Origin of the sequence: Confluentibacter sediminis, from assembly GCF_003258355.1 — a bacterium.
GTDB classification, from domain to species: domain Bacteria; phylum Bacteroidota; class Bacteroidia; order Flavobacteriales; family Flavobacteriaceae; genus Confluentibacter; species Confluentibacter sediminis.
In genome coordinates this window covers 70,188-82,306 of record NZ_QKPO01000006.1, presented here as the reverse complement: position 1 = coordinate 82,306, position 12,119 = coordinate 70,188, and the positions used below count along the sequence as shown (strand labels likewise).

Here is a 12,119-nt window from a genome sequence, read left to right as displayed (position 1 = left end):
GTTTAACAAAAACACCACAAACAAATGAGCACATTAAAGCGCAGTTTCTATTTATTAACCTTAATAAGTGTTTGCTTATTAAGTATGCAATGTAAAAATGAAAAAAAAGCAGACACTAATATCCCAGTCGAAGAAATGAAAAACCCTGTCACCATTACAAAAGAATCCTTTGGAACTACAAAAGATAGCATTCCAGTGGACAAGTACATTTTAAAAAATGAAAAAGGTATGGAAATAAGTATCATTACTTATGGAGGTATCATTACATCTTGGACTGCACCCGATAAAAATGGAACATATAAAGATATTGTTCTAGGTTTTGATAGCATCCAAAAATACCAACTTCCAGGAGTTCCTTATTTTGGTGCTTTAATTGGTCGTTTTGGTAACAGAATTGCGAAAGGTAAATTTACTTTAGATGGAACACAATATACCTTGGCAACCAATGATGGACAAAACCATTTACATGGTGGCGTTAAAGGATTTGACAAAGTGGTTTGGAATGCTGCAGAAACCTCAACAGACAGTACTGCTTCTTTAGTATTAACGTACTTAAGTAAAGATATGGAAGAAGGTTACCCAGGTAATTTAGAAACCAAGGTGACTTATACACTTAATAACGACAATCAATTGAATGTTCTTTATGAAGCAACAACCGATAAAAAAACAGTAATCAACCTTACCCAACATTCATACTTTAATTTATCGGGAGATTTTTCTAAACCTATTGTAGGAGAAGAAATCACCATTCATGCTGATACATTTTTACCCGTTGATGCTACATTAATTCCTACTGGAGAGATAAAAGATGTTGCCAATACACCTTTTGATTTTAGACAAGCTAAAGTGATTGGAAAAGATATAAACGTGCAAGATGAGCAATTAAAAAGAGGTTTAGGTTATGATCATTGTTGGGTACTTAACAATCAAAATGAAGGCATGAGACTAGCGGCAACCGCTTATGATCCTGAAAGTGGAAGATTATTAGAAGTATCAACCGATGAACCAGCTATTCAATTTTATACTGGCAACTTTTTAGATGGCACCTTGCCAAGTAAACAAGGCGGAACTTATGGACATAGAACTGGTTTTTGTTTGGAAACGCAACACTATCCAGATTCTCCAAATCAAAGAGATTTCCCATCGGTAGTTTTAAGTCCGGGAGATAAATATATGACAAAAACATCTTTTAAATTTTCTGTAAAATAAATAAGGAATAAGTGCGTATATTGCCAACCGCTTAAACTAATAAAAAAAATTAAACAAATAAATTATGGGAATTATTTCTTTTGTAGGTTTTACTTTGCTTGTTGCTATTATAGCATGGTGGGCCACTCGAAAAACCGATGAAAACACTTCAGATGGTTATTTCTTAGGTGGAAGAAGCCTAACAGGTCCTGTTATAGCAGGATCATTACTACTTACCAACTTATCTACCGAACAAATTGTAGGTATGAATGGGGCATCCTTTAGGGATGGGCTACCTATTATGGCTTATGAAGTAATTGCAGCAGTCGCTATGGTATTCACTGCTTTTGTATTATTACCTAAATACTTAAATGTAGGTATCGCCACCATTCCCCAGTTCTTAGAACGCCGTTATGGGAAAACAACAAAAACAATTGTTTCACTATTGTTTTTAATGGGATATGCCATATCTATGCTGCCAACCGTTCTATATTCAGGAGCATTGGCTATTAATAGTATGTTTGATATTCCAGAGAAATTAGGAATGGAGCCCGTTCCAGCACTTTGGATTACTGTTTGGGCCATTGGTATTATTGGTAGTATTTATGCTATTTTTGGCGGTCTTAAAGCTGTTGCTGTATCAGACTCTATAAATGCAGTGGGTTTAATTATAGGTGGCTGTCTAATCCCAATATTTGGCTTAATGTACATTGGAGATGGCAATGTTTTCGATGGAATGAATACACTTACAACGGCTTTACCTGAAAAATTTAATATTATTGGTGGAGCTACTTCAGATGTGCCTTTCTGGACCATATTTACTGGAATGCTGATAGTTAATTTTTATTACTGGGGAACTAACCAAGCTATTATACAAAGAGCCCTTGGTGCCAAAAACTTAAAAGAAGGGCAAAAAGGACTTTGTTTAGCTGCATTCATAAAATTGTTAGGACCTTTTGTTGTGGTGTTACCTGGAATTATTGCTTTCTACATATTTAAAGGAGACATCCCTAATGCTGATGAAGCTTATCCTATGGTAGTTAAAAAAGTCCTTCCCGTAGCATTTATTGGATTTTTTGCTGCTGTTCTTTTTGGAGCTATATTAAGTTCTTTTAACAGTGCCTTAAATAGTTCGGTAACGTTATTTGGTTTGGATCTATACAAGGAATATATAAATAAAGATGCTAATGAAAGACAAGTAGTAAAAGCTGGTAAAATATTTGGAACCTTTTTGGCTATTTTCTCTATGGCAATTGCACCCCTACTTTATGGTGTACAAGGAGGTGTTTTTACATACCTTCAAGAACTGAATGGTTCTTATAGCGTTCCTATTTTGGCTATTGTTTTAATAGGTATTTTTTCTAAACGGGTTACTGGAAAAGCAGCTAATATCTCAATAGTATTTAGCGTTGTTGTATATTTATTTGCTATGTATGTTATTAGACCTATGCGTTTGGAGGCAGGCGAATATTTTCCACATTTCTTACACCTAATGGGAATTATTTTTGCTATAGTGGTGATATTCATGCTCATTTTAAGCAAAATAAGTCCTAGAGAAACAGAATTTAAAGATGAATACACGAAACAAGTGGACATTACCCAATGGAAATATTTAAAACCTGTTGGATACACTATTTGTGGTCTTGTAGTATTAATTTACATATATTTTTCATAGTTATAATGTAAATTAACCTTATGATAAAAAAGCAAAAGCCTTTAACTAAGAGTTAAAGGCTTTTTGTTTTTCATACCATTCTTTTATTATAATTCAAAAATTTTATCCAAAAGTAACCATTTCTCTCCTTCCTGTGCCACGGGAACCTTCTGTTGGTATCTCCACATCAACTTTTCCCATTCCTGTACTTTAGGATTACAAGCATCCATCTTGGCTTTTCTTTCAAATGAGAAGGAGGTATTCACTTCCATAACCATAAACAGTCTATTGCCCTTATTATAGATTTCCATATTTTCTATACCAGAATCTTTAATACTTTTAATTATCTCTGGCCATACTTTTTTATGATAGGCTTTATATTCTGCAATTAAATTAGCATCATCTTTTAAGTCACAGAAAAGGTAATATTTTTTGGTCTGCATTATAATTTAGGCACTTATTTTATTATACTTTGAATACACTTTTTTTCCATAAACACCAATAACTACAAAACAAATAAGTGTTATTATAAAAGAGAAACGCATTTCAGTCATCCCCAAACAACTAACATCTTCATAGCCCGCACCGCCTAAATCTAACATAGAACCTTGCAAAGGAGTCAAAAGAGCACCACCAACAATAGCCATCACCAAAAATGCCGCTCCAAATTTAGCATCCTGCCCTTGTCCTTCCAAAGCGATACCATAAATAGTTGGAAACATAATTGACATGAACAAAGACGTCGAAATTAACGAATAAATACCCGCCATACCAGGCAATAACATAGCACCAATAGTTGTAACAGAAGCCCCTATGGCAAAATACATTAATAACTTTCCTGAATCTATATTCTTCATTAATGCCGTACCAATTATTCTACCTATTAAAAACACAATATAGCCAGCTAAACCAAACCATACGGCTGATTTACTATCAATACCTAAAGTTTCTGCGTATTGATACACATACGTCCAACACATGATTTGTGCGCCAACATAAAAAACCTGTGCTATAACCCCAAATGCAAATTGAGGTTGCCCCCATAATCTTTTTACGGAAGCCACAAAATTAACTTTAGCTTCTTGATCTTTGTTTTGAGGCATTTTTAGTAAACTTATCAATACAAAAAACACCAATACTACGAATCCTAAAATCACATAAGGATTGCGAATCACCCCCAAATCGGAAGTCTTCATGGCTGCTTTGGCTGTATCAGATAAAGTATCAAAAATAGGTATTCCTTCTGGAGTAGTATCATCGGATTGCAATGCATTAAGAACAAAATTTTGAGCTACCAATAGTCCACTAATTGAACCCATTGGATTAAACATTTGAGCAAAGTTCAAACGTCTGGTCGCTGTTTCTTCAGCCCCCATTGATAATATATATGGATTTGAAGTAGTTTCTAAAAAGGCCAATCCAAAAGTTAGAATGTAATATGATGCCAAAAAGAATCCATAGCTTTCATATTGTGCAGCAGGAAAAAACAATAAAGCACCTAAAGCGTAAAGTGCCAATCCCATTAATACTCCTTTTTTATAGGAATATTTATTCACGTATAATGCTGCTGGGATAGCCATACATCCATAACCTCCATAAAAGGCAAGTTGCACATAAGATGCTTCAACATTTGAAAGTTCTAAGACCTTTTGAAATGCTCTTACCATGGGGTTTGTAATATCGTTGGCAAAACCCCAAAGTGCAAAAAGCGAGGTAATTAGAATAAAAGGAAAGACAACGGACTTGGCAACAACTGGAATTTTGGTTACATTATTCATGTTTGTTTAGTTGGTTTAGTTATTTAATGTGATACTTTGATGTAATTTTATTCTGTCAATAAAGACCTATCAAGATGAACATAGCCACCGTCAACTGTTATAAATTGTCCTGTGGTGTGCGACGATCTATCTGAAATAGCAAACAAACAAGTGTCTGCTATTTCTTGCGGTGTAGTCATTCTATTTTCTAAAGGAATTTTCTTGACTATGGATTGCAGTTTTTCTTCGCCATTTTCCAATGTTTTAATCCAAGTGTCATAAGCTGGCGTCCAACTTTCTGCGATAATGATGGCATTTACTCGAATACTTTCTTTAATTAAGTCTACTGCCCATTCTCTTGTTAACCCTAAGACACCACCTTTTGAAGCTGCATAGCCTGAGGTTTTACCCTGACCTGTAAGGGCTACTTTTGAACCTATATTTAATATGTTTCCTTTTACTTTTTTAATGTAAGGCAAACAATATTTGCTCATAGCAAAAAAACTAACAAGATTCAATTGTAAAGAATTCATAAATGCCTCGATAGAATCCTCTAAACCAGCACCATCATTAACTCCCACGTTATTAATTAATGCATCAATGCGTCCATATTTTTCTCCTATCATTTTTGCTGCGGCTTCAATTTGCTCAGGCTTAGTTAAATCTGTTTTTATAAAAAGGGCATCAATACCTTTGTCTTTCAGTTCTTTTTCGTAAACATAACCGCGATCGTTCCTGCAAACAATGACCGGTATGGCACCTTCATTTGCTAAAGATTGCACAATTGTTTCTCCTATACTTCCTTTTATTCCTGCTGCGCCTGTTACAACGACGACTTTATCTTTTAAATGTAAATCCATTAAAATTAGAGATTATAAAAATTTATGGCGTTTATTCCCATGATATCATTTTGCTCGTTGGAACTCAAGTCTGATATAAAATGGGTAACTAAATTTTTTACTTTTGAATAATTTCCTGCTACCAAACATACCGGCCAGTCAGATCCAAACATGAGGCGTTTAGATCCAAAAGCCTCTAAAACCAATTCCATATATGGATGAATTTGTTCTGGAGTCCAAAGTTTATAATCAGCTTCGGTAACCATCCCTGAAATTTTGCAAGAAACATTTTCATGTTTTGCTACTTCTTTCATTAAAACGGCCCAACCATCATAAAAACCATCTTTTATATAGGGTTTTGCTATGTGATCGATGACAAATCTTTGGTTTGGAAATTGCTTCACAAACTCTAAAACCGCCCCTAGTTGATGTGGAAAAATCAATATATCATATGTAAAATCAAATCTTTGCAATAACGAAATTCCTATTAAGAAATTAGGACGGATCAAAAAATTATGGTCGGCCTCTCCCTGTACTACATGTCTAAACCCTTTGAGTTTTTCATGTTGATTATAGCTCTCTAAAATAGGTTCGATCGTATTACTTCTTAAATCTACCCAGCCTACGACACCTTTAATAAAACTGTTTTCCGAAGCTAACTTCAAAAGAAAGTCTGTTTCCGCCAGGGTTTGGTCTGCTTGAACAGCGACACAACCATCAATACCATGTTCCTTATAAACACGTTCTAAATCTGAAGGCATAAAATCCTTTCGAATAACAGCCATATCATCATCAATCCATGCATGCTTTATCGGTTCATAGTGCCAAAAATGTTGATGACTATCTATAATCATTTTCCTTGGTATGCTTTTACTTTTTGTTTGGAAACGCCCAATCCTTCAATTCCCAATTCCATAATATCTCCAGGTTTCAAATATAATGGTGGCGTCAGACCCAAACCAACTCCAAATGGTGTTCCTGTAGAAATCACATCACCTGGCAACAAAGTCATAAACTGACTGATATAACTGATAGATTCTTCTATATTGAATATAAAATCATTTGTAGAACTATCTTGCATGGTTTTGCCGTTTAGTTTTAACCACAAATTCAAATTATTAGGGTTTTTAATTTCGTCTGTTGTTGCTAAAAATGGTCCTAAAGGCGCAAAGGTATCACAGCCTTTGCCTTTACACCACTGCCCTTCTTTCTCAATTTGAAAAGCACGCTCACTAATGTCGTTATGCAACACATAGCCAGCGATATGACTGTAAACCTCATCTTTTGAAATATAAGATGCTTTTTTACCAATAACAACGGCCAATTCCACTTCCCAGTCTGTTTTCTCACTTCCTTTTGGAATAACGACATCGTCATTTGGACCAATGATTGCTGTAGTAGATTTGAAAAATAACACAGGTTCACTTGGGATTTTCATACCAGCTTCAGCGGCATGTTTCGCATAATTTAAACCTATACAAACCAGTTTTGACGGACGACAAATGGGTGAACCCAAACGGATGTCTTCAGAAATGGAAGCACATTTTTTTTCATTATCTTTTAACCAATTTTTTAATCTTTCAATCCCATTGGTTTCAAAAAATAATTCGTCATAATCTTCTCCAAAATTAGACACATCTATTTTTGTTCCATTTTCTAATTGAATTCCAGGCTTTTCTTTACCTACGTCTCCAAATCTTATTAATTTCATGTTTTTACTAGTTTAATCGTTTATCCGTTTAATTTTATAAAGCCGCCATCAATAGGGAAATCAGTTCCAGTAATGAAAGATGCTTCATCAGAGCATAAATACAAGGCCAAATCTGCTACTTCTTGCGGCATACCCATTCGACCAACTGGTTGGGTTTTAGACAATTTTTCAAACATTTTCTGTTCTTTACCTGGATAATTATTTTTTAAAAATCCATCAACAAAAGGGGTATGAATTCTTGCGGGGGAAATAGAATTACATCTAATCCCATAACCAATATAATCTTTTGCTACAGAATAAGTCATGGTAAGCGTGGCTCCTTTAGACATGGAATAAGCAAATCTATCAGAAACAGCTACAGAACTAGCCACCGACGCCATATTTATAATAACACCTCCATTTTTTTTCATGTGAGGAATGACAGCAAAGATACAGTTATAAATACCTTTTATATTGACATTATAAACGCGGTCTAAATCTACTTCAAGTGTTTTTTCTATATTTCCAATATGGGCAACTCCCGCACAGTTTATTAAAATATGAATAGTGCTATTCTTGGAAATATTATTAATGATGTTAATAACATCTTCTTGATTAGCAACATTACAGGCGTGAATTTCTGCTAAACCTCCTTCGTTTTCAATTTCACTTTTAGTAATTTTTGCATTATCAGCATTCCATTCCAATATATGGATGTAAGCTCCTTGTTGCGCCAAGGTTTTGGAAATGGCTTTTCCAATACCACTACCTCCTCCTGTTACAATGGCTATTTTATTTTTAAGACTAAATTTCATTTTTAATATCTAAATTGGTTGTACAATATACATTTTTACTAGATATTAAAATTTACCATAGCTTTAATGACCTTGTTTTTTGGGTCTAGCCAAGAATCGAAATTAGCAATCATATCGTTAAAACTTACTTGATGCGTTACGAACGCTTTCGTTGGAAATTTATTCAGATTGTTTATTACAAAATCAAAATCTTCTAAAGTGGCATTTCTACTACACATAATTGTGGATTCTTTGGCATGAATGGCTGGATGACTAAACGTTAATTCTCCTTTAGACAAACCTACCAAAACATATCTACCACCATGAGACATATAACTAATCCCACTTTCTAAAGCTCTTTTGTTTCCCGTAGCATCAAACACAGCGGCGGCTAAATCTCCATTAGTTATCTTAGACACTTCTTCAACAGCAGTTTCAGAGACTTTTACCACATGCTTAACACCTATTTCATTTTTTACAAATTCCAATCTGGCATCGTCAACATCTAAAGCAATAACGTCAGCACCTTTAATTTGTGCTAATTTCATCAAACCAATACCAATGGGACCACAACCAATCACAACAATCGTTTCACCTTTAAGCACATGAGCTCTTCTAATAGCATGTGCTCCAATAGCCAACGGCTCTACAATAGCCATTTCTTCATATGAAAGATGATTTGCAGGAATCAACAAATCGGTTCTTATGGCTACTTTCTCTTGCATACCACCATCAGTATGTACCCCCAAAACTCGAATGTTACTGCAACAATTCGTTTTACCATGTCTACAAGCCACACATGTTCCACAGCTTACATAAGGCATGACAATAACCTTATCCCCAACTTTTAAATTTTGAGGGTTTTCACCAATTTCCAATATTTCGCCAGCCAATTCGTGACCTAAAATTCTTGGATAGGTAAAAAATGCCTGATTACCAGAGTACGCATGTAAGTCGGTTCCACAAATGCCCACCCTGTGTATTTTAATTAGGGCTTGATTATCTTCTTTGACAGGGATTTCTTTATCTTTTAAAGCAAATTTATTAGGCTCTTCACAAACAATATATTTCATTTAATTCTTTTTTAAACGTATTTTCTTTTGAACAAATTTAAAGTATTAGAATTGCAAAATTCAGCTATGCGTGAATAAATTTATTGTTTTTTTTAAATTAACTTTTATCTTTAGAAAGATTTTACAACTAGTATTTAACCATATTAATTTTTAAAAAAATTTAAGCCAAAAAGCAACCGATTGCGTAATTTGCAAATCGAATCCAACACCACAGCAACTAAATATTCAAAATACAATTAATTATTAAATGAAACACCACAAACTATATATCAGCTTATTAACTGTAATTCTATTGACGTCATGTACCTCTAAACATTTTGAAAAAACCAATGATGGTATTGTTCTTAGTATATTTCAACCTAAAGATGGTGGTCTAAATAAATTACATTTACAAGTTTTAGGAAACGAACTCATTCATGTATCGGCAACTCCAGAAAACGAATTCCCAAAGGATTCTAGTTTAATCATTGTTCCTAATATAAAAACGGTTCTATTTAACGTATCTGAAGAAGGAGACACCATCACACTAAGCACAGAAACTTTAAAAGTACTAATATCAATAAAAGACGGTGGCATCAAATTTAAAGATGAAGACGGCAAACTGATTTTAGCTGAAAAATCTGGCGGTGGTAAATCTTTTAAACCTATCACCGTTGAAGGCACGAAAGGATATTCAGTTCGTCAAATTTTTGAATCACCAAAAGATGAAGCTTTTTATGGCTTAGGACAGCATCAATCAGACGAGTTTAATTATAAAGATAAAAGTGAAGAATTATTTCAATACAACACAAAAGTGTCTGTTCCTTTTATCGTATCCAATAAAAACTATGGCCTTTTATGGGATAGTTATTCATTAAGTCGTTTTGGCGATAGCCGTCCTTATGAACAATTACATACGGTTTTTAAATTATATGATAAAAATGGAGAGATTGGTGGTTTAACAGGTACCTATTCCGCTCCTGAAAATGGCGGTATGAATTTAGTACGAAAAGAAGCATCCATCTTCTTCGAGGACAAAGAAAGCATTAAAAATTTACCAGAAAATTTTCCATTAAAAAACGCCAATGTGGTATATGAAGGAGATATTGAAGCGCCTGAAAGTGGAGAATATAAATTCATTTTATACTATGCTGGTTATATTCAAGTGTATTTGAATAATGAATTAGTTGTTCCTGAACGCTGGAGAACGGCATGGAACCCTAATGGTTACAAATTCTCAATGAATTTAGAAGCTGGAAAACGTCTGCCTTTGCGAATAGAGTGGAAACCAAATGGTGCTACATCGTATTGCGGACTTAGAGTAAGAACACCTCAACTTTCTGAGGAAAAAAACAATCAAATTTGGTGGAGTGAAATGAATAAAAAAATGGATTATTATTTTGTTTATGGAAACACTATGGACGAAATAATTAAAGGCTATCGTACGCTCACAGGAAAGTCTCAAATCATGCCTAAATGGGCAATGGGATATTGGCAAAGTCGCGAGCGTTATAAAACAGAAGATGACATTCTAAGTAATCTGAAAGAATTCAGGGATCGAAAAATTTCAATCGATAATATTGTTTTAGATTGGAATTATTGGGAAGAAAATGCTTGGGGAAGTCATAAATTTGATGCTGAACGTTTTCCAGATCCCAAAGGCATGGTCGATTCCATTCATGCCATGAATGCCAAAATGATGATTTCGGTATGGCCTAAATTTTACCGCACCACAGAGCATTTTAAAGAATTTGATGAGAAAGGTTGGATGTACCAACAAGCAATAAAAGATAGTATTCGTGACTGGGTAGGACCTGGCTATATAGGCTCTTTCTATGATGCTTATTCGGCTGATGCACGTAAACTATTTTGGAAACAGATTTATGATAATTTATACCCCTTAGGGGTTGATGCCTGGTGGATGGATGCTAGCGAACCCAATGTATTGGATTGTACAGATATGGATTATCGTAAATCATTACAAGGTCCTACAGCTTTAGGCTCTTCAACTCAATATTTTAATACTTATGCATTAATGAATGCGGAAGCGATTTATAATGGGCAACGAAGTGTAGAACCAAATAGGCGGGTGTTTTTATTAACCAGATCTGGTTTTGCAGGATTACAACGGTATTCCACAGCCACATGGAGCGGCGATATTGCTACACGTTGGGAAGATATGAAAGCCCAAATTTCAGCAGGTTTAAACTTTGCCGTTAGCGGCATTCCTTATTGGACAATGGACATTGGTGGTTTTTGTGTAGAAGATCGTTATGTAGCAGCACAGTTGGAATATGATAAAAATGGAAAGGAAAATCCAGATTATAAAGAATGGCGAGAATTGAATACGCGTTGGCATCAATTTGGAGCTTTTGCACCTTTGTATCGTTCACACGGACAGTTTCCATTTCGTGAACCTTGGAATGTGGCGCCTAAGGGGCATCCTGCCTACGAGTCTATTCTATACTACAATCAACTACGCTATAGGTTAATGCCTTATATCTACACGATGGCAGGTAGAACTTATTTTGATGATTATACCATCATGCGTCCGTTGGTTATGGATTTTTCAAATGATAAAAAAGTAGAAAATATTAGCGATCAGTTTATGTTTGGCTCTTCATTAATGGTTTGTCCCGTTTATGATTATGAAGCTCGAAATCGAGATGTCTATGTTCCAAATGGTAAGGGTTGGTATAATTTCTATTCAGGACAATATATTGAAGGTGGTCAAACCTTAAATGTAGAAGCACCTTATGAGCGTATCCCTTTGTTTATTCCTGCCGGTTCTATAATTCCTATGGGACCAGAAATTCAATATACCGATGAGAAACCAGCAGACACGATTGTTCTTTATGTGTACAAAGGCAAAGATGGAAGCTTTGAATTATATGAAGACGAAGGATCTAATTATGATTATGAAAAAGGACAATATGCGACCATTCCTTTTACCTATAATGAAACCAATGGAACGTTAACAATAGGCAACCGGAAAGGTGAATTTAAGGGCATGTTGAAAAATAGAAAATTCGTCATAGTTTCAGTCAGTAAAGAAAACCCAAAGCCATTTATATTTGATGCTAAAGGACAAGAAGTGACTTATAATGGACAAAAGCAAACTATTAAATTAAAGTAACACTAAACT

The 12,119-nt window shown here is 34.7% G+C and carries 10 protein-coding genes; 3 read left to right on the top strand and 7 right to left on the bottom strand.

Annotated features, from left to right (window positions below; all coding sequences use genetic code 11):
• Positions 1 to 24: 24 nt before the first annotated feature.
• Entirely contained in the window at positions 25 to 1,209 is a 1,185-nt protein-coding gene (locus DKT72_RS06440) for an aldose epimerase family protein (RefSeq protein ID WP_111307918.1), read from the top strand.
• A 64-nt stretch (positions 1,210 to 1,273) separates the two neighbouring features.
• Positions 1,274 to 2,863 carry a solute:sodium symporter family transporter gene (locus DKT72_RS06435; RefSeq protein ID WP_111307917.1) on the top strand — a complete coding sequence of 530 codons (1,590 nt, stop codon included), beginning with the start codon at positions 1,274 to 1,276 and terminating at the stop codon, positions 2,861 to 2,863.
• An 86-nt stretch (positions 2,864 to 2,949) separates the two neighbouring features.
• Here DKT72_RS06435 and DKT72_RS06430 read toward each other — a convergent pair whose 3' ends face one another.
• The 7 genes from DKT72_RS06430 to DKT72_RS06400 are packed head-to-tail and all read right to left on the bottom strand — an operon-like array spanning position 2,950 to position 8,995.
• A complete protein-coding gene (locus tag DKT72_RS06430) occupies positions 2,950 to 3,285 on the bottom strand; it encodes an L-rhamnose mutarotase (protein ID WP_111307916.1) in 336 nt (111 codons plus the stop codon).
• A 6-nt stretch (positions 3,286 to 3,291) separates the two neighbouring features.
• Positions 3,292 to 4,620 (bottom strand): L-fucose:H+ symporter permease, encoded by a 1,329-nt coding sequence (gene fucP / locus DKT72_RS06425; RefSeq protein WP_111307915.1) that lies wholly within the window; start codon positions 4,618 to 4,620, stop codon positions 3,292 to 3,294.
• 47 nt (positions 4,621 to 4,667) lie between these two features.
• On the bottom strand, positions 4,668 to 5,459 hold the full coding sequence (locus DKT72_RS06420) for an SDR family oxidoreductase (RefSeq protein WP_111307914.1): 792 nt from the start codon (positions 5,457 to 5,459) through the stop codon (positions 4,668 to 4,670).
• 5 nt (positions 5,460 to 5,464) lie between these two features.
• Positions 5,465 to 6,292: an amidohydrolase family protein gene (locus tag DKT72_RS06415; RefSeq protein ID WP_111307913.1), complete on the bottom strand. Its 828-nt coding sequence runs from the start codon at positions 6,290 to 6,292 to the stop codon at positions 5,465 to 5,467.
• On the bottom strand, positions 6,289 to 7,149 hold the full coding sequence (locus tag DKT72_RS06410) for a fumarylacetoacetate hydrolase family protein (protein ID WP_111307912.1): 861 nt from the start codon (positions 7,147 to 7,149) through the stop codon (positions 6,289 to 6,291). Before DKT72_RS06410 ends, DKT72_RS06415 begins: the two co-directional genes overlap by 4 nt.
• A gap of 20 nt (positions 7,150 to 7,169) precedes the next feature.
• Positions 7,170 to 7,943, bottom strand: a complete 774-nt coding sequence (locus DKT72_RS06405) for an SDR family NAD(P)-dependent oxidoreductase (protein WP_111307911.1) — start codon at positions 7,941 to 7,943, stop codon at positions 7,170 to 7,172.
• 38 nt (positions 7,944 to 7,981) lie between these two features.
• The gene (locus tag DKT72_RS06400) at positions 7,982 to 8,995 is read right to left on the bottom strand and encodes a zinc-binding alcohol dehydrogenase family protein (RefSeq protein ID WP_111307910.1); all 1,014 of its coding nucleotides are present in this window, start codon (positions 8,993 to 8,995) and stop codon (positions 7,982 to 7,984) included.
• 247 nt (positions 8,996 to 9,242) lie between these two features.
• Between DKT72_RS06400 and DKT72_RS06395 the strand changes: the two genes are divergently transcribed.
• On the top strand, positions 9,243 to 12,110 hold the full coding sequence (locus tag DKT72_RS06395; RefSeq protein ID WP_111307909.1) for a TIM-barrel domain-containing protein: 2,868 nt from the start codon (positions 9,243 to 9,245) through the stop codon (positions 12,108 to 12,110).
• Positions 12,111 to 12,119: the final 9 nt, after the last annotated feature.

Coding starts and splice junctions, on each gene's coding strand:
- DKT72_RS06440 (WP_111307918.1), top strand. CDS start 25: ATGAGCACATTAAAGCGCAGTTTCTATTTATTAACCTTAATAAGTGTT.
- DKT72_RS06435 (WP_111307917.1), top strand. CDS start 1,274: ATGGGAATTATTTCTTTTGTAGGTTTTACTTTGCTTGTTGCTATTATA.
- DKT72_RS06430 (WP_111307916.1), bottom strand. CDS start 3,285: ATGCAGACCAAAAAATATTACCTTTTCTGTGACTTAAAAGATGATGCT.
- fucP (WP_111307915.1), bottom strand. CDS start 4,620: ATGAATAATGTAACCAAAATTCCAGTTGTTGCCAAGTCCGTTGTCTTT.
- DKT72_RS06420 (WP_111307914.1), bottom strand. CDS start 5,459: ATGGATTTACATTTAAAAGATAAAGTCGTCGTTGTAACAGGCGCAGCA.
- DKT72_RS06415 (WP_111307913.1), bottom strand. CDS start 6,292: ATGATTATAGATAGTCATCAACATTTTTGGCACTATGAACCGATAAAG.
- DKT72_RS06410 (WP_111307912.1), bottom strand. CDS start 7,149: ATGAAATTAATAAGATTTGGAGACGTAGGTAAAGAAAAGCCTGGAATT.
- DKT72_RS06405 (WP_111307911.1), bottom strand. CDS start 7,943: ATGAAATTTAGTCTTAAAAATAAAATAGCCATTGTAACAGGAGGAGGT.
- DKT72_RS06400 (WP_111307910.1), bottom strand. CDS start 8,995: ATGAAATATATTGTTTGTGAAGAGCCTAATAAATTTGCTTTAAAAGAT.
- DKT72_RS06395 (WP_111307909.1), top strand. CDS start 9,243: ATGAAACACCACAAACTATATATCAGCTTATTAACTGTAATTCTATTG.